Annotated in this window: 16 protein-coding genes; 10 read left to right on the plus strand and 6 right to left on the minus strand. The window is 74.9% G+C overall.

What is annotated here, in order from left to right:
* Window positions 1–69 precede the first annotated feature (69 nt).
* From IR170_RS07250 to zwf, 5 genes are all read left to right on the plus strand, one after another.
* A complete protein-coding gene (locus IR170_RS07250; RefSeq protein WP_193661826.1) occupies window positions 70–1,977 on the plus strand; it encodes an anthranilate synthase family protein in 1,908 nt (635 codons plus the stop codon).
* A 105-nt stretch (window positions 1,978–2,082) separates the two neighbouring features.
* Complete coding sequence (locus IR170_RS07255) at window positions 2,083–2,775, plus strand: peroxiredoxin-like family protein (protein WP_193661827.1); 693 nt, start codon at window positions 2,083–2,085, stop codon at window positions 2,773–2,775.
* Between the two features lie 198 nt (window positions 2,776–2,973).
* Complete coding sequence (locus tag IR170_RS07260) at window positions 2,974–3,546, plus strand: anthranilate synthase component II (protein WP_319804952.1); 573 nt, start codon at window positions 2,974–2,976, stop codon at window positions 3,544–3,546.
* Window positions 3,543–4,970: an anthranilate synthase component I family protein gene (locus tag IR170_RS07265; RefSeq protein WP_319804953.1), complete on the plus strand. Its 1,428-nt coding sequence runs from the start codon at window positions 3,543–3,545 to the stop codon at window positions 4,968–4,970. Before IR170_RS07260 ends, IR170_RS07265 begins: the two co-directional genes overlap by 4 nt.
* 32 nt (window positions 4,971–5,002) lie before the next feature.
* Window positions 5,003–6,460, plus strand: coding sequence for a glucose-6-phosphate dehydrogenase (gene zwf, locus IR170_RS07270; protein WP_193661828.1), 1,458 nt, complete (start codon window positions 5,003–5,005; stop codon window positions 6,458–6,460).
* Between the two features lie 83 nt (window positions 6,461–6,543).
* Here the strand turns inward: zwf and IR170_RS07275 are convergent, their stop codons facing one another.
* Entirely contained in the window at window positions 6,544–7,932 is a 1,389-nt protein-coding gene (locus tag IR170_RS07275) for a sensor histidine kinase (protein WP_193661829.1), read from the minus strand.
* Window positions 7,929–8,642: a response regulator transcription factor gene (locus IR170_RS07280; protein WP_056864988.1), complete on the minus strand. Its 714-nt coding sequence runs from the start codon at window positions 8,640–8,642 to the stop codon at window positions 7,929–7,931. Before IR170_RS07280 ends, IR170_RS07275 begins: the two co-directional genes overlap by 4 nt.
* Before the next feature lie 126 nt (window positions 8,643–8,768).
* Between IR170_RS07280 and IR170_RS07285 the strand changes: the two genes are divergently transcribed.
* The gene (locus tag IR170_RS07285) at window positions 8,769–11,270 is read left to right on the plus strand and encodes a PQQ-dependent sugar dehydrogenase (RefSeq protein WP_193661830.1); all 2,502 of its coding nucleotides are present in this window, start codon (window positions 8,769–8,771) and stop codon (window positions 11,268–11,270) included.
* A 72-nt stretch (window positions 11,271–11,342) separates the two neighbouring features.
* On the opposite strand, the gene IR170_RS07290 is transcribed toward IR170_RS07285, so the two are convergent.
* The 4 genes from IR170_RS07290 to IR170_RS07305 form a co-directional block, all read right to left on the minus strand.
* Window positions 11,343–12,230 (minus strand): fructosamine kinase family protein, encoded by an 888-nt coding sequence (locus tag IR170_RS07290; protein ID WP_193661831.1) that lies wholly within the window; start codon window positions 12,228–12,230, stop codon window positions 11,343–11,345.
* Entirely contained in the window at window positions 12,227–12,766 is a 540-nt protein-coding gene (locus IR170_RS07295; protein WP_228942644.1) for a low molecular weight protein-tyrosine-phosphatase, read from the minus strand. Before IR170_RS07295 ends, IR170_RS07290 begins: the two co-directional genes overlap by 4 nt.
* Complete coding sequence (locus tag IR170_RS07300) at window positions 12,763–13,158, minus strand: phage holin family protein (protein WP_193661832.1); 396 nt, start codon at window positions 13,156–13,158, stop codon at window positions 12,763–12,765. The genes IR170_RS07295 and IR170_RS07300 overlap by 4 nt, the downstream gene beginning before the upstream one ends.
* A 100-nt stretch (window positions 13,159–13,258) precedes the next feature.
* Entirely contained in the window at window positions 13,259–14,065 is an 807-nt protein-coding gene (locus tag IR170_RS07305; RefSeq protein WP_193661833.1) for a GntR family transcriptional regulator, read from the minus strand.
* Between the two features lie 103 nt (window positions 14,066–14,168).
* Here IR170_RS07305 and IR170_RS07310 point away from each other — a divergent pair, with 103 nt between their 5' ends.
* The 4 genes from IR170_RS07310 (at window position 14,169) to IR170_RS07325 (ending at window position 17,342) form a co-directional block, all read left to right on the plus strand.
* Window positions 14,169–15,077, plus strand: coding sequence for a dimethylarginine dimethylaminohydrolase family protein (locus tag IR170_RS07310; RefSeq protein WP_193661834.1), 909 nt, complete (start codon window positions 14,169–14,171; stop codon window positions 15,075–15,077).
* Between the two features lie 100 nt (window positions 15,078–15,177).
* On the plus strand, window positions 15,178–15,750 hold the full coding sequence (locus tag IR170_RS07315) for a VanZ family protein (protein ID WP_156697951.1): 573 nt from the start codon (window positions 15,178–15,180) through the stop codon (window positions 15,748–15,750).
* Window positions 15,751–15,759: 9 nt separating this feature from the next.
* Complete coding sequence (gene hisC / locus IR170_RS07320) at window positions 15,760–16,833, plus strand: histidinol-phosphate transaminase (RefSeq protein WP_193661835.1); 1,074 nt, start codon at window positions 15,760–15,762, stop codon at window positions 16,831–16,833.
* A gap of 38 nt (window positions 16,834–16,871) precedes the next feature.
* Window positions 16,872–17,342 carry an acyl-CoA thioesterase gene (locus IR170_RS07325; protein WP_056864981.1) on the plus strand — a complete coding sequence of 157 codons (471 nt, stop codon included), beginning with the start codon at window positions 16,872–16,874 and terminating at the stop codon, window positions 17,340–17,342.
* Window positions 17,343–17,433: the final 91 nt, after the last annotated feature.

A 17,433-nucleotide genomic window follows, 5' to 3' on the forward strand; every position in this document is an offset into this window, starting at 1 on the left:
GGGTGGCCCGGCATCCACCGCCGGGCCACCCGGCCGGGGGCGGGCGGCGGCCCCACTAGGCTCCTCGCCATGAGCACCCCCTCCGCCGCCCGGGCCGCGATCGACGCGCTCCAGGAGCACGAGGCGTGGGCGATCATCCGGCGCTCCACACGGGCGGGCGACCGCGACACGGTCGGCCTGGTGGGCGGTCGGCGCAGCGTGGTCGAGTCGCTGCTCGACGTACCCCTGGAGGAGGGCGTGCCGACCGAGGGCCACATCGCCGACCGGCTGCTGGCCGTGCCCTTCCGCCAGGTCGCCGAGCGCGGCTTCGAGGCCCACGACGACGCCACCCCGCTGGTGGTCGTCGACGTGGAGACCGAGCAGGAGTTCTCGGTGGCCGAGGTGGTCGAGGCCATCGACGACACCGGCGTGGAGTTCACCGACCGTGGCGGCTTCGAGACCGACGACGAGACCTACGGCCGCCTGGTCGAGACCATCATCGACGAGGAGATCGGCCAGGGCGAGGGCGCCAACCTCGTCATCGGGCGCCACTACCGCGCGCAGGTCGCCGACTGGAGCGCCGCGACCGCGCTCACGGTGTTCAAGCGGCTGCTCGAGCGCGAGCGCGGCGCCTACTGGACCTACGTCTTCTTCACCGGCGACCGCTACCTCATCGGCGCCAGCCCCGAGCGCCACGTGAGCATCCACGGCGGCGACGTGCGGATGAACCCCATCAGCGGCACCTTCCGCATCCCGGCCGGCGGTGACACCAAGCAGCAGCTCCTCGACTTCCTCGCCGACGAGAAGGAGGTCTACGAGCTCTTCATGGTCGTCGACGAGGAGCTGAAGATGATGTGCGACCTGTGCACCGAGGGCGGGCAGGTGCTGGGGCCCTTCCTCAAGCCGATGAGCCGCCTGGTGCACACCGAGTACCTCCTCGCCGGGCGCACCACCAAGGACCCGCGCGAGGTCCTGCGCGACACGATGTACGCCGCCACCGTCACCGGGTCGCCGGTGGAGAACGCGTGCCGGCTGATCAAGAAGTACGAGACCGAGGGCCGGGGCTACTACGGCGCCGCCCTGGCGGTGCTGGGCCGCGACGCGGTCGGCGGGCCGGTCGTCGACAGCCCCATCGTCATCCGCAGCGCCGACGTCGGCCTCGACGGCTCGCTCAAGGTCACCGCCGGGGCGACGCTGGTGCGCGACTCCGACCCGGCGTACGAGGTGGCCGAGACCCACGCCAAGGCCGGCGGCATCCTCAGCGCCTTCGGGCTGGTGCCCGCGGCGCCGGTGCCGACGACCAACGTCGCGGAGCTGGTCAACGACGAGGACGTGCTGCTCGCGCTCAACGCCCGCAACCAGCGGCTCTCGCGCTTCTGGCTCACCGACCAGGGCGGCTCGCCGCCCGACCCGCGGCTGCGCGGCCTGAGCGCGGTCGTGCTCGACGGCGAGGACGACTTCGTCAACATGCTGCGCCACGTGCTGCGCGTGCTCGGCATGACCAGCGAGGTCGTGCGCCACGAGGACTACCGCCCCGGCGTGCTCGACGGCTACGACCTCGTGATCGTCGGGCCCGGGCCCGGCGACCCCCGCGACGACACCGACCCCAAGATGGCCAACCTGCGCGCCGCGGTCGCCGAGCTGCTGGCCGCCGAGCGGCCCTTCCTGTCGGTGTGCCTGGGCCACCAGGCGCTCTGCCACACCCTCGGGCTCGACCTGGCCTTCAAGGACATCGTCTTCCAGGGCACGCAGTCGCCGGTCTCGATCGCGGGCCGCACCGAGCGGGTCGGCTTCTACAACACCTTCGTGGGCCGGGTCGGCGAGGCCGGGCTGCCCGCGGGGGTCAGCGTCGAGACCGACGAGGCCAGCGGCGACGTGCACCTGCTGCGCGGGCCGCACTACCGGGGCATCCAGTTCCACGCCGAGTCGATCCTCACCGAGCACGGCTACGACCTGCTGCACGAGCTGGTCGTCGAGCTGCTGCTGGACGATGCTTAGGCAACTAAGTTGAGTTGGTTGGTACAGTTTAGGGTCCAGCCCCGAACCGCTCGCGCCCGCCCGCGAGCACGTCCGCGGGGCCTCGTCCCAGAACGGAGCGCCGACATGACCTCGACCACCACCGACCAGGCAGCCACGGGGCCGGAGGACGGCTCCGGCGACCTCGCCGGCCGCCTGGCCGCGACCGTCGCCCACGTGCGCGGCATCGCCCCGCCCGACCTCTTCGACGTCTTCGCCGCCGAGCAGCGACGGCTGGCCGACGCCCCCGAGCCGCCGGCCCAGATCCGCGTCGGCGACCGGCTGCCGCAGTCGCACCTCACCGACCACGCCGGCCGCCCGGTGGCCGTGCCCGGCGACGGCCCGGTCGTGCTGGTCTTCTACCGCGGCGCCTGGTGCCCCTACTGCGACGTCGCGCTGCGCGCCTACCAGCGCGAGCTGCTCCCCGAGCTGACCGAGCGCGGGGTGCGGCTCGTCGCGATCAGCCCGCAGGGCCCCGACGGTTCGCTGAGCGCCGCCGAGGCGGCCGCGCTGACCTTCCCGGTGCTCAGCGACGTCGGCAACGGCTACGCGCGCATGCTCGGTCTCACCTTCGACCTCGATCCCGAGGTGCAGGAGGCCCAGCTGGCCTTCGGCAACGACTTCACGACCATCAACGCCGACGGCGACTGGACCCTGCCCCGACCGACCGTGGTCGTCGCCGACGCCCACGGCGTCGTGCGCTTCGTCGACGTGCGGCCCGACTACACCGAGCGCACCGAGCCCGCGGAGGTGCTCGCCGCGGTGCGCGCCCTGGGCTGAGGCGCGCCGTCCCTCCCGGCCCGTCTCCGTCCGGGCGGGCCGGGGAGGGGCGGGCCGATCGGGCCGGGTCGGGGAGGGGTGGATCGGGTCGGGCCCGGCCGGGCCGGGGAGGGTCTGCGAGGGCCGCCGAGAGCGGCGAGGGGCGCCGGCGGGCCGCCGCCCGGGCCGGCTGCGACTCGATGACCTAGGTTGGCGGCCGTGGCCGAGGTGGACGTCGTCGTGGTCGACCACCACGACTCCTACACGTGGAACCTCGTGCACCTCGTCGCCGCCGTCACCGGCGCGCTGCCGCGGGTGGTGCAGCACGACGAGGTCTCCGCCGCCGACGTGCTCGCCCACAGCCACGTCGTCCTCTCGCCGGGCCCCGGCCACCCCGCGGTCGCCTCGGACTTCGCGGTGGGTCGCGAGGTGCTGCTGGCGGCCAGCCGCCCGGTGCTCGGGGTGTGCCTGGGCATGCAGGGGCTGGTCGCGGCGTACGGCGGGCGCGTCGAGCGGGTCGCGCCCGGCCACGGCGTGCTCGCCCGGGTGGCCCACGACGGCAGCGGCGTGCTCGCCGGGCTGCCCTCGCCCTTCGCCGCGGTGCGCTACCACTCGCTGGCCGCCGTGGAGCTGCCCGCCTGCCTGCGCGCCACCGCCGTCGACGAGGAGTCGGGCCTGGTGATGGCCGTCGAGCACCGCGACCTGCCGCTCGCGGGCGTGCAGTTCCACCCCGAGTCGGTGCTCTCCGAGCACGGTGAGGCGATCGTCGCGACGTTCCTGGGGCTGGCGTGAGCAGCCCGAGCGGCCCGAGCGGCTCGAGCGGGGCGCGCGCGGGCGACCCGGCGGCCTACTTCGCCGACGTCGCGGCCACCCACCCGCGCTGCTTCTGGCTCGACGGCGGCGGCGCGCGCGCGTGGTCGGGGCGCCGGTCGCTGGTGGGCTGGCTGGAGCCGGGCGACGTGTCGCTGTCCTACTCCGCGGCCCGCCGCGAGGTGGTGCGCCACGTCGACGGCCGCGCCGAGGTGGTCGGCGACGACGTCTTCGTCGTGCTCGAGGCCGAGCTCGCCGCCGCCCGCGCCGCCGGCCGCGCCGACCAGTGGTTCGGCTACCTGGGCTACGCCAGCCGCCCCGACCTCCCCGCGCGCCCGTCGACCGACGTGCCCGACGCGGTGCTGATGCGCCCGAGCCACCTGCGCCTCTTCGACCACCCCGACCCCGCCGCCGTACCGACCGCCGCCACCCCAGCCGCCGTACCGACCGCCTCCGCGCCGGCCCCATCCGCCCCACCCGTCACACCTGTCGGCCCGGACCCGCACCTGTCGGCCGACGCGTGGGCCGACAGGTGCGGGTTTCGCCAGCCGGCCGGTGAAACCCGCGGCGGCCCCACCCCGGCCTACCGCGCGGCCTTCGACCGCGTGCAGGAGCACCTGCACGCGGGCGACACCTACGAGGTCAACCTCACCCACCGCCTCGAGGCGGCCAGCGACCTCGACCCGGCGGCGGCCTACCTGCGGCTGCGGGCGCTCAACCCGGCGCCGTACGCCGGCTTCTGCCAGCACGACGTCGACGGGGCGCGGGGCTGGCTGCTGAGCAGCAGCCCGGAGCGCTACGCGGTGGTGCGCGCCGACGGGGTGATCGAGACCAAGCCGATCAAGGGCACGACGCCGCGCTCGCCCGACCCGGCCGAGGACGAGCGGCTGCGCGCGCAGCTGGCCACCGAGCCGCGCTTCCGCGCCGAGAACCTCATGGTCACCGACCTGCTGCGCAACGACCTGTCGATGGTCTGCGAGCCCGGCACGGTGGAGGTGCCGCAGCTGATGGCGGTGGAGTCCTACGCCTCGGTGCACCAGCTCGTCACCACGGTGCGGGGGCGGCTGCGCCAGGGCGTCGGCACCGTGGAGGCGCTGCGGGCGCTCTTCCCGGCGGGCTCGATGACCGGGGCGCCCAAGCTGCGCACGATGCAGGTGGTCGAGGAGGTCGAGGCCACCGCGCGCGGCGCCTACGCCGGGGCCTTCGGCTGGGTCGCGGCCGACGGCCGGGCCGACCTCGGCGTGGTCATCCGCTCCCTGACGACCACCGGCGACGGCCGCTACCGCCTCGGCACCGGGGGCGGGGTGACGGTGCACTCCGACGTCGACTCGGAGTGGGCGGAGACGCAGGTCAAGGCCGAGCGCTTGCTCAGGGTGCTGGGGCAGGAGTTCGATGGGGTGTCATGACCGCGAAACACCCGCTCGATAGCCTCGACCGCATGGAGAAGCCGCACGTCGTCGTGCTGTTCGGGGCGACCGGTGACCTCGCCCGCCGCAAGCTGCTGCCCGGTCTGCTGCGCCTCTTCGAGGCCGGCCTGCTGCGCGACGCGAAGATCGTCGGCACGTCGCTGGAGGACATCGGCACCGAGCAGTTCGCGAAGATCGCCCGCGACGGCTGCGAGGAGTTCGGGAAGGGCGACATCGACGACGCCCGCTGGGCCCCCTTCGGCGCCATGCTCAGCTACGTGCCGCAGTCGGCGGGGCCGCACGCGCTGGCCCAGGAGGTCGAGCGCGTCGAGGCCGAGCTGCCCGGCGAGACCGCCGACAAGCGGCGCCTGCACTACCTCTCGGTGCCGCCGAAGGCCGCCCTCGACGTCATCCACCAGCTCCAGGACGCCGGCCTGGTCGAGCGCTCGCGGATCATCATGGAGAAGCCCTTCGGCACCGACCTGGAGTCGGCGCAGCGGCTCAACCACGAGGTGCACCAGGTCTTCGACGAGAGCCAGGTCTTCCGCATCGACCACTTCCTGGGCAAGGAGGCCGCGCAGAACATCCTGGCCTTCCGCTTCGCCAACGGCCTCTTCGAGCCGATCTGGAACCGCAACTTCATCGACCACGTGCAGATCGACGTGCCCGAGACCCTCGGCCTGGAGGGGCGTACGAAGTTCTACGAGACCACCGGCGCCTACCGCGACATGGTCGTCACCCACCTCATGCAGGTGCTGGCCTTCATGGCCATGGAGCCGCCGACCTCGCTGGCGCCCGGCCCGATCAGCGACGAGAAGCTCAAGGTCTTCCGCTCGATGCGCCCCATCGAGCCGCAGAACGTCGTGCGCGGCCAGTACGCCGGCTACCGCGGCAAGGACGTCGTCGCCGACGACTCCGACACCGAGACCTTCGTGGCGCTCAAGGTCGAGATCGACAACTGGCGCTGGGCCGGCGTGCCGTTCTTCCTGCGCACCGGCAAGAAGCTGGCCGAGGGGGCGCGGATCATCTCCATCGCCTTCAAGGAGCCCCCGCTGACGATGTTCCCGAAGGGCTCCAACGTCGGCACCCAGGGCCCCGACCACCTCACCTTCGACCTGGCCGACCAGTCGCGGATGTCGCTGTCGTTCTACGGCAAGCGCCCCGGCCCGGGCATGACGCTGGACAAGATGTCGATGCAGTTCGCCACCCACGACACCAGCGCCGCGGGCTCGGTGCTCGAGGCCTACGAGCGGCTGATCCACGACGCGATGCGCGGTGACCACACCCTCTTCACCACCGCCGCCGGCATCGAGGAGCTGTGGGCCAAGTCGATGCCGCTGCTCGACCACCCGGCGCCCGTGCGCAGCTACCAGCCGGGCTCGTGGGGCCCCAACGCCATCCACCAGCTCATCGCGCCCCACGCCTGGCGCCTGCCCTTCGAGCGCTCCTGGCGCGACACCTCCCACACCACGACGACGACCAACCCCTAGGGGCTCGGGCGCGCCCGGTCGGGCGTGCGCGGCCGGGGTCGCCGGGCCCGCTGCCCGCCGCGCGGGCCGCCCGGCGCCGAGGGTCAGGGCCGCCCGGGCAGCTGCAGCACGAGGCGGGCCCCGCCGTAGGGCGAGCGCTCGGCGCGCACCGAGCCGGAGTGGCGCTCGGCGGTCTGGTGCACGATCGACAGCCCGAGGCCCGAGCCGGGCATGGCGCGGGACTCCTCGGAGCGCCAGAAGCGCTCGAAGACCTTGGCCAGGTCGGCCTCGGGGATGCCGGGGCCCTCGTCGTCGACGACGAGCACGCCCTCGGCCAGGCTGACGTGGATGGTGCCTGCGGGCGGGCTCCACTTGGCGGCGTTGTCGAGCAGGTTGGTCATCGCCCGCTCGATCGCGCCCGACTCGCCCTCGACGGTCCAGGGGCTGGCGGCGACCTCGAACTCGATGCCGGGCGCGCGGCGGCGCACGCGGGCGAGGGCCTGCTCGAGGACCTCGGTGAGCTCGACGGGCTCCACGACGTGGGCCATCGGGTCGTCGCGGGCCAGCTCGACCAGGTCGCCGATGAGCGTGGTGAGCTCCTCGATCTGCGCGGCGACGTCGTCGAGCAGCTCGGCGCGGGCCTCGGGGGGCAGGAAGCCGCCGTCGGGGTCGGCGTCGGACTGGCCGAGCAGCTCGATGTTGGTGCGCAGCGAGGTCAGCGGGGTGCGCAGCTCGTGGCCGGCGTCGGCGACGAGGCGGCGCTGGCGGTCGCGGGAGGCCTCGAGGGCGACCAGCATCTGGTTGAACGACGTGGCCAGCCGGGCGATCTCGTCGTCGCCCTCGACGCGGATCGGGTCGAGCCGCTCGGTGCGCGCGATCTCCTCCACCGCGCCGGTGAGGCGCCGCACCGGGCGCAGGCCGCTGCGGGCCACCGCCATGCCCGCGACGGCGGCGGCGATGACGCCGGCCAGGCCGAAGAGCAGCGTGACCACGCCGAGCTTGCGCAGCACCTGCTCCTGCGGCTCCAGCGACTGCGCGAGCACGAGCGCCTGCCCGTCGGTCTGGGCGGGCACGGTGACGACGCGGTAGCGGATGTCGCCGGCTGTGATGGTGCGGATGGCGTAGTCGCTCGTGCCGTCGGCCACCGCGAACTCCGGCGCCCCCACGTTGAAGGGCGGCCCCTCGTCGACCGAGGTGGCCTCGCCGGAGTAGACGGAGATGAAGGCGATGCGAACGTCGGCGGCGCCCAGCGCCCAGGCCGGGAAGCGGCCCTCCACGGTGAGCCGCTGCAGCGCCGGGGAGTCGGCGGCGCCCTCGGCGCGCGAGAGCAGCGAGTCGTCGAGGGTGTCCTGGAGCTGGATGCGTGCGGTGGCGTAGGCGCCGAGGGCCACGAAGGCCACGGCCAGGCCCACCGCCATCGTGGTGAGCAGGGTGACCCGGGAGGCCAGCGAGCGGCGGTAGCGCCAGCGCGCGGGCGCCGGCGCCTCGGTCATGACTCCTTGAGGACGTAGCCGACGCCGCGCACGGTGTGCAGCAGGCGGGCCTCGCCCTCGGCCTCGGTCTTGCGGCGCAGGTAGCCGACGTAGACCTCGAGCGAGTTGGCGGTGGTCGGGAAGTCGTAGCCCCAGACCTCCTCGAGGATGAACGAGCGCTCCAGCACCCGGCGCGGGCGGCGCAGGAACATCTCCAGCAGGGTGAACTCGGTGCGGGTCAGCTCGATCTGGCGCCCGGCGCGCACGACCTCGCGGGTGGCGACGTTCATCGACAGGTCGGCGAAGGAGAGCACCTCGTCGTCGGCGTCGCCCTCGGGCGGCACGGCGCGGCGCAGCAGCGCCCGCAGCCGCGCCAGCAGCTCCTGGAGGGCGAAGGGCTTGGTGAGGTAGTCGTCGGCGCCCGCGTCGAGGCCCTCCACCCGGTCGCCGACGGCGTCGCGGGCGGTGAGCACGAGGATCGGCACGTCGTTGCCGGCCTGGCGCAGCGCCCGCGTCGTCTCGATGCCGTCGAGGCGGGGCATCATCACGTCCATCACCACGACGTCGGGCGAGGTCGCGCCGATGACCGCGAGCGCCTCGGCGCCGTCGGTGGCCACCGCCACGTCGTAGCCGTTGAACTGCAGCGACCGGCGCAGCGACTCGCGCACCGCGCGGTCGTCGTCGACGACCAGGGCGCGGGGCTTGGGGGCTGACGGGGCGGCGGCGTTCACGGCCCCATGCTGCCAGCAGCGCCTGAGCCCCCGCTGAGAGCGCGCCGCCCGTCGGCCGCGCGGCCCGCACGGAGCGGTCGGCGCGAGGGCGTCGCCAGGACGGCCGGGGTCCTTTACCCTGCCGCTGTGCCCGGCGTCATCGGCCGGGCCTTCCGGGGGGAATCTCAGATGTCGCACCGCTCCTGCACCGCGCGCCCGCGCACCCGCCTGCTCGCCGCGGCCCTGCTGCTGGTGACCGCGCTGCTTCCGGCCGTGGCCGGCGTCCCGGGCGCCGTCGCCCACGAGGGTCACGCGACGGCCGCTCCCGCCGCGGGCGCCCCGGGCGCTGCGGTGTCGGCCCCCGCGGCGGGGTCGCCCTTCGCGCCGGCGGCGGGCGCGGCGCAGCGGCGTACGACGGAGCAGCCTGCGGCACGTCGGGCGCCGCAGCTGCCCGACCGCTTCCGCGACACGGTGGTCATGTCGCGGCTCAACGAGCCCACGGCGATCGACTTCGCCGACGACGGCCGGGTCTTCGTGGCCGAGAAGCCCGGTGTGGTGAAGGTCTTCGACTCCCTCGACGACCCCACCGGGGAGGTCTTCGCCGACCTCAACGCCACCGTCATGAACTACTGGGACCGCGGCCTGCTCGGGATGACGCTGGCGCCCGACTTCCCCGAGGACCCCTCGGTCTACGTGCTCTACGCCTACGACCACCTGCCCGGAGATCCCGCGCCGGCGCCGCGGTGGGGCCGGCCGGGGGCCTACTACGACGAGTGCGCGGACCCCGTCGGCGTCGGCTGCACCGTCGGGGCCCGGGTCTCGCGGCTGACCGCCGAGGGCGACCGGATGGTCGGCGAGGAGGAGGTGCTCGTCGAGGACGGCTGCCTGCAGTACCCCAGCCACGCCACCGGCTCGGTGGCCTTCGGCCCTGACGGCTACCTCTACGCCAGCATCGGCGAGGGCGCCAGCTTCACCTTCGACGACTACGGCCAGGGCGGCGGCAACCCGTGCCGCGACCCGTTCGACCCCGACCACCCCCGCGAGGCCCAGGGCGGCTCGCTGCGCAGCCAGGACATCCGCACCTACGGCGACCCCCTCGGCCTCGACGGCACCGTGGTGCGCCTCGACCCGACCACCGGCCTGGGCGCCCCCGACAACGCCCTGGTCGACTCCGGCGACGCCAACGCCGCGCGCATGGTCGCCCACGGGCTGCGCAACCCCTTCCGCTTCACCTTCCGCCCCGGCACCGACGAGGTCTGGGTCGGCGACGTGGGCGGCTCGCGCTTCGAGGAGATCAACCGGATCGCCGACCCGACCGCGGGCGTGCGCAACTTCGGCTGGCCCTGCTACGAGGGCGCTGAGCGCAACCCCGCCTTCGACGTGCTCGACGTGCGGATGTGCGAGGACCTGTACGCCGACGCCGGCACCCCGCTCGCGGCGGCCGAGCCGTTCTTCCGCTACGCGACCCGCGGGCAGCACGTCGCCGAGGGCGAGGCCTGCCCCACGGGCTCGGCGTCGGTCTCGGGGCTCGACTTCGTGGCCCAGGACAGCGACTACCCCGCCTGGCTGCGCGGGGCGCTGGTCTTCTCCGACTACTCCCGCCGCTGCATCTGGGCGATGCCCGCGGGCGCGGACGGCCTGCCCGACCCCGACCGGGTCGTGCCGCTGGTGGAGGGCGCGGCCAGCCCGATCGGACTGGTGACCGGGCCCGGGGGCGACCTGTTCTACCTCGACCTCGGCATCGACGACCTCGGCTACCCCACCGCCTCGGGCGGCGCGGTGCACCGCGTCAGCCACCACCCCGGCAACCAGCCGCCCGTCGCCGACCTGCGCGCCGACCGCACCTGGGGGCCGCTCCCGCTGACCACGGTGCTCGACGCGACCGGCTCCACCGACGCCGACGGCGACGCCCTGACCTACGCGTGGGACCTCGACGCCGACGGCGACTACGACGACGCCACCGGGCCGCGGGTCGAGCAGACCTGGACCGAGGCGCGCAACGCCCCCGTCGCGGTGCGGGTCGCCGACGCCGGTGCCGCGGACCGCGCGGCCCTCACCCTCTTCCCCGGCGACACCCCGCCCGAGGTGACGCTCGCGGAGCCGACCGCCGACCTGCGCTGGTCGGTGGGCCAGCAGATCACGGTCTCGGCGAGCGCCACCGACGCCGAGGACGGCGAGGTCGACCCCGGGGCCTGGCAGATCGGGCTGAGCATCAAGCACTGTCCCTCGATCTGCCACACCCACCCCGTGGAGGTCGTCAGGTACACCTCGACCACGACCTTCACCGCCCCGGACCACGAGTACCCCTCCTCGCTGGCGGTCACCGTCGCCGCCACCGACTCCCGCGGGCTCACCACCACCCGGGAGCTCACGCTGGAGCCCGACCCGCAGCGGGTCCGCTTCGGCTCCAACGTGCGCGGCGCCTCGCTGTCGGTCGCGGGCGAGCGCGTCCGCGCCGGGCGGGTGCGCACCTTCATCACCGGCTCCACGGTCACGCTCGCCGCGCCGCGGGTGCAGCGCGTCGACGGACGGCGCTGGGTCTTCCGGCGCTGGTCCGACGGCTCCGCGCGGGTGCACGCCCTCGTCGTGCCCGACCGCGGCGACCGTACGCCGACGCTGCGCGCGCTCTACCGCCGCGCCCGCGGCTGACCTCGGCGCAGCGGCGGCCCGACGGCGGTCCGCCGGTGGTCCGCCGGCGGCGCGACGGTGGTGAGGAGCCCCTCAGGCGTAGCGGCCGGCGACCTCGGCGGCGCGGGCGCCGTAGCCCCCGCCGAAGAGGCAGGCGTGCACGAGCAGCGGGAAGAGCTGGTGCAGCCCCACCCGGTCCTGCCAGCCGTCGGCGAGCGGCGCGACCTCGTCGTAGGCGTCGAGCGCGCGCGGCAGGTGGGGCAGCCCGAAGAGCGCCAGCATGGCCAGGTCGGCCTCGCGGTGGCCGCCGTGGGCGGCGGGGTCGACGAGGTAGGAGCGGCCGTCGGCGCCCCACAGCACGTTGCCGTTCCACAGGTCGCCGTGCAGGCGGGCGGGCGGCTCCTCGGGCACGAGGCCGGTCAGGCGGGGCACGACGGCCTCGACGCGGGCGGCCTGCGCGGCGGTGACGGCGCCGCGGTCGCGGGCGAGCTTGAGGTAGGGCAGCACCCGGCGCACGGCGTAGAACTCCGCCCACGACGGCGCCGGCCGGTTGGGCAGCGGCAGTCGGCCGATGAAGCCGTCGCGCTCGCCGCCGTGGGTCGGTGCTCCGGCCGCGTGGGTGCGGGCGAGCGCGCGACCGAAGTCGGCGGCGCCGTCGGCGGTGGCCTTGCCGGGCTCGATCCAGCGCAGGATGACGCAGTCGTGGTCGGCGGCCAGCAGGTCGGGCACGGCGACGCCGCCCTGGGTGCCCTGGGTGCCCTGGGCGCCGGCGGCCTCGGCCAGCCAGCGCAGCCCGGCGGCCTCGGCCTCGAAGAAGCCGTCGGGGGCGTGGGGGAGGGTCTTCATCAGCGCGACCGAGCCGTCGGAGAGCCGCAGCCGGGTCGCGGTGGAGATGTCGCCGCCGGCGACCGGGGAGGTCGCGGCGACCGCCGCGCCGAGGAGCTCCTCGGCACGTCGGGCCAGCAGGGGCTGGCGGGTCATCGCGGCCCCGGGGCGAGCGCGGGGTCGCGCTGCAGGGCCGCCACCAGGGCGACCGACGTGCGCTCCACCATGGCGAGCACCTCCTCGAAGCCGGCGTCCCCACCGTAGTACGGGTCGGGCACCTCCCGGTCGGGGCCGTCGTCGCCGACCGGCACGGGGTCGAAGTCGCGGTAGAGCCGGACCCGCTCGGAGCGGCCGCCGATGTCGGCGAGGTTCTGGGAGTCCATGGCCAGGACGAGGTCGTGGCGCTCCAGCCAGCCCGCGTCGAACTGCCGGGCGCGGTGCGGGCTGGGGTCGTAACCCTCGGCGAGCAGGCTCGAGGCGGCGCGCAGGTCCATGGGCTGGCCGACGTGCCAGCCCCCGGTGCCGCTGCTGGCCACGGTGACGCGGGCGGCGAGCCCGGCGTCGTCGACGCGCTGGGCGAGCACGACGTCGGCCATGGGCGAGCGGCAGATGTTGCCCAGGCAGACCAGGGCGACGGAGTACGCGCCCGGGGTGCGGGCGGGCGGCAGGGCCGGAGGCAGGGCGGGGCTCACCGGCGCTCCTCCGCGCCCAGGACGCCGTCGACGATCCAGGTGGTGACCGTGATGACGATCGCGCCGAGCACGGCGGGCCAGAAGCCGGTGACCCGGAAGCCGATGTCGAGCTGCTCGGCCACCCAGCCGGTGAGCAGGAGCATCGCGGCGTTGATGACCAGCAGGAAGAGCCCGAGCGTGAGGATGATGAAGGGGATCGAGAGCACCTGCAGCACCGGCTTCACGAACGACGACACCACGCCCAGGATCAGCGCCACCAGCAGCAGCGGGAGGATCTTCTCCTCCACCTCGGCCATGCCCGAGCGCGGCCCGGTGAAGCGGATGCCGTCGACGAGCCACGCGGCGGCGGCGAGCGAGACGGCGTGGGTGACCAGCCAGAGGAGGAAGCGCACGCCGGCCAGTCTGACAGGCCGCCGGGGCCGTGGGGCGTGGCCGTGGCCGGGGTCTCTCGCGGGCTCGCCTGCGGGGCCGCCCGCCGTGGCCGGTGCCCGGCTAGAGGTCGAGGGCCTCGACGATGGCGACCTCGGCGTCGGCCAGGTGGCGCACCAGGAAGGCGTGGGCCTCCTCGACCCGGTCGCGCTCCAGCAGCATGAGCAGGGCGGCGTGGGAGTCGGCCTGGTCGTGGGCGTTGCGCTTGATGCGGTCGACCTGGGCCAGCGCCAGCTTGAGCTCGATGACGAGGTTCTCGGCCATCGCCACCAGCCGCGGCGACCCGGTGAGCCCCACGAGAGCGACGTGGAAGGCCAGGTGGCGCTCGTTGAGCTCCTGGTAGGACCCGCCCTCGCGCACCGCGGTGGTGTAGCGGACCAGGGTGGTGCGCACCGCGTCGCGCAGGGCGTCGCCGGCCTCGCCCCAGCGGCGTACGCCGGCGCCCTCCAGCACCAGCCGGGCCCGGCACACGTCGCGCACGGAGGTGACGTCGGGCCGCGCGACGCTGACACCGCGGTGGGGCTCGCGGGTGGCCAGCCCCTCGGCCACGAGCACGGTGAGCGCCTCGCGGACCGTGGGGCGCGAGACCCCGAGCGACTCGGCGAGCGCGACCTCGCGCAGCGCCGTGCCCGACTCCAGCTCGCCGTCGAAGACCGCGCGGCGCAGCTCCTCGGCGACCCGGTCGACGGTGGAGGAGTGCTCCAGGCGCAGCGTCGCGAAGCGCTGGGCGGGAGCCGGGGCCGGTGGCAGGTCGGCCCCTCGCTCGGCCCCGTGGTCCGCGGAGCGGTGGTCCGGGTGCCCCGGGTGGGGGGTCGACGGTCCGCCGGGCGCACCGTCGGCGGCGCGCAGCGGTCGGGGGCCCTCGGACATGGGCCCCATCGTGCCGCAGGTGGCGTGTCGGTGGCGCCTCCGGTCCGGCGTGCCGCACACTCATCCTGTCAGGTTGTCTGACAATCTCAGTGACGGAGGTCGCATGGACACCACCCCGCCCGGTCCCCGCCCGCTCGCCTGGGGTCGCCACTACGTCGCCGTCGAGCCGACCCACTTCCGCGTCGACTACGCCATCAACCCCTTCATGGACCCCGCCGACCAGCCCGACCCGCAGCTGGCCCTGCGGCAGTGGCACGCGCTCGTGCGCACCCTGGAGCGCCTCGGCGCCCGGGTCGACGTGGTGCCCCAGCGCGCCGACGCCCCCGACATGGTCTTCGCGATGAACCTGGGCCTCGTCGTCGAGCGCCCCGACGGGCGGCGCCACGTCGTGCTCTCCCACATGCGCCACCCCGAGCGCCGCATGGAGACCGCGTCCGCGCAACGGTGGTTCGAGGACCGGGGCGCCACGACCTCCTCCGTCGGGCGCGACGGCGTGGGCGCCCACCTCGAGGCCGGCGACGCCTTCGCCTTCGGTGGCGAGCTGGTCGTGGGGCACGGCCCCCGCACCGACGAGCTGGCCCTCAAGCACCTGGCCACCGACCTCGGCGTGACGGTGCGGGGGCTGCGCACGACCCACCCGGGGATGTACCACCTCGACCTGGCCTTCTGCCCCCTCGACGCCCGTCGCGCGATCGTCTGCCCGGCCGCCCTCGACGCCGAGTCGGCCGCGCTCCTGCTCGACCTGGTGCCCGAGCCGCTGGTGGTGAGCGAGGAGGAGGCGCTGACGACCTTCTGCGCCAACTCCGTGGTCGTGGGGCGCACCGTGGTGATGCCGGCCTGCCCCGAGCGGGTGCGGGCACGGCTGGAGGCGTCGGGCTTCGACGTGGTCGTGGTCGACGTCTCGCAGTTCCACAAGGCCGGCGGCTCGGTGCGCTGCCTCACCAACCCCGTCGACGTGCGCCTGGGGCGCGACCTCGCGCCGGCGCCGGCCGGGGGCGCCGAGCAGCGCTGAGCCCTCCCGGGGCGCACCATGGAGCGGCCCGGGAGCGGCCCCGGGGGAGCGCCGGGGTGCGCACCGGTGTGACCCGGCCCGCGTCGGTAGCCTCGGGCGGGTGTTCCCGGTCGGAGGAGTCGACGTCATGCTCGCGGGCGCCGCGGTCACCGGCGTGCTCTGCGTGCTGCTGGCGCTCGCCCTGCGCCGCCGCGGCGCGCTGCACGCCTGGTCGGTCGCCGGGCTGGTCTGGTCGCTGGCGGTCATCGCCTGCGTCACCCTCATCCCCGCCAACGGCGCGCCCGGGGTGGTGCCGGTGGAGAGCCGGCTGGCCACCTGCTCCTTCGACATCGGCGGCCCGGCCCCCGACGGCTTCTGGATCTTCGAGAGCGGCCAGCGCCTGCTCAACACCGTGCTCTTCGTGCCCTCGGGCGCCTTGCTGGTGCTGGTGGCGGCGCGCTGGCGCGCGGGCTGGCTGCTGGTGCCGCTGGGGCTGGCGCTCCTGGCCGGCTACAGCGCGGCCATCGAGAAGGTCCAGCTCGAGCTGGCGCGCCTCGACCGGGCCTGCGACGTCACCGACATCCTCGACAACGTCACCGGCGCGGCGCTCGGTGTCGGGGCCGGGCTGCTGCTCGCCGTCGTGCTGCGGCCCTGGCGCGCCCGTGGGTCGCAGCGCGGGCCCGTGCCTCACTAGCCTGCACCCATGAGCACCCCCCGGCCACGGGCCACCGTCACCCAGATCCCGGCGTACGTGCCCGGCAAGCCGCCGGTGCCCCGCGACGACCTGGTGACCTACAAGCTCTCCTCCAACGAGAACCCCTTCCCGCCGCTGCCCGGGGTGATCGAGGCGGCCCACGCCGCGGTCGACCTGGCCAACCGCTACCCCGACATGGGCAACAGCGCCCTCTACGCCGGGCTGTCGGAGAAGCTCGGCGTGCCGGTCGGCGACCTGGCCGCCGGCACGGGCTCGGTGGCGCTGATCTACCAGCTTCTCCAGGCCTTCTGCGACCCCGGCGACGAGGTGGTGCACGCCTGGCGCTCCTTCGAGGCCTACCCGATCGCGATCACCTCCGCCGCCGCGACCTCGGTGCCCGTGCCGCTGACCGCCGACGCCGAGCACGACCTCGACGCGATGGCCGCCGCCGTCACCGACCGCACCAAGGTCGTCATCGTCTGCACCCCCAACAACCCCACCGGCCCCTCGGTGACCCAGACCGCGCTCGACGCCTTCCTCGCCCAGGTGCCGTCGCACGTCGTGGTCGTCGTCGACGAGGCCTACCTGGAGTTCGTGCGGATGCCCGACGCCGTCGACGGTCTCGCGACCTACCGCGCCCACCCCAACGTCGTGCTCTTCCGCACCTTCTCCAAGGCCTACGGCCTCGCCGGCTTCCGGGTCGGCTACGCCGTGGCGCAGGCCGAGGTCGCCGCGGCGCTGCGGGCGGTCTCCCTGCCCTTCGGCGTCTCCTCGGTCGCCCAGGCCGCCGCCCTGGCCTCCCTCGACGCCGAGGAGGCGCTGCTCGAGCGGGTCGCCGACCTCGTGGCCGAGCGTGACCGCGTGGGCGCCGCGCTGCGGGCGGCGGGCTGGTCGATCCCCGACTCCCAGGGCAACTTCGTGTGGTTCCCCCTCGGCGAGCGCACCGCCGACTTCGCGGCCGCCTGCGACGCCGCCGGCATCGTCGTGCGCCCCTTCGCCGGCGCGGGCGCCCGGGTCTCGATCGGCGAGGTCGAGGGCAACGACCGGCTGCTGGAGGTGGCCGCGGCCTTCCGGCGCGGGTGAGCCCCGAGGGCCCGGCGCGCGGATGGGAGGATCGCGTCATGGGCGAGGTGTTCGACGGCGAGATCCAGGCGCGCTACCGCGACGTCAACACGGGCGGGCACGTCGACAACGTCGAGGCGATCCGGGTGCTCGACGAGGCGCGCACGCAGTTCTTCCGCTTCGCCCCGCTGGGCCTGCCCGCGGGCGTCGGTCTGCTGGCCCGGGTGCCGGGCGGGGTCTCGGAGCTGATGGGCTCCCAGCGCGTCGACTACCACGCGGAGATGCGCTTCGCGCCGTACCAGCCGTTCCTGGTGCGCATCTGGCTGGCCCACGTGGGCCGCTCGTCGTTCACGATCTCCTCCGAGGTGCGGGTCGAGCGCGACCACCCGCCGGCCGTGGTCGCCGAGAGCTCGCTGGTCTTCTGGGACCACGCCGCCCAGGCCTCGTGGCCGATCTCGCCCGAGGTGCGCGCCGACCTCGACCGCTTCCGCGGCGACCGGGTCGCCCTGCGCGAGCGCCCCGGCCCCTGACCGACCTGCGCCCGCCCCGGGCCAGCGGCGGCCGGCTGCGCGTCTTACTGACCGTTGAGACCTCTACCTGACAGTCGTGACGGTCAGGTAG

Origin of the sequence: Nocardioides kribbensis (assembly GCF_015070375.1) — a bacterium.
Classification (GTDB): domain Bacteria; phylum Actinomycetota; class Actinomycetes; order Propionibacteriales; family Nocardioidaceae; genus Nocardioides; species Nocardioides kribbensis.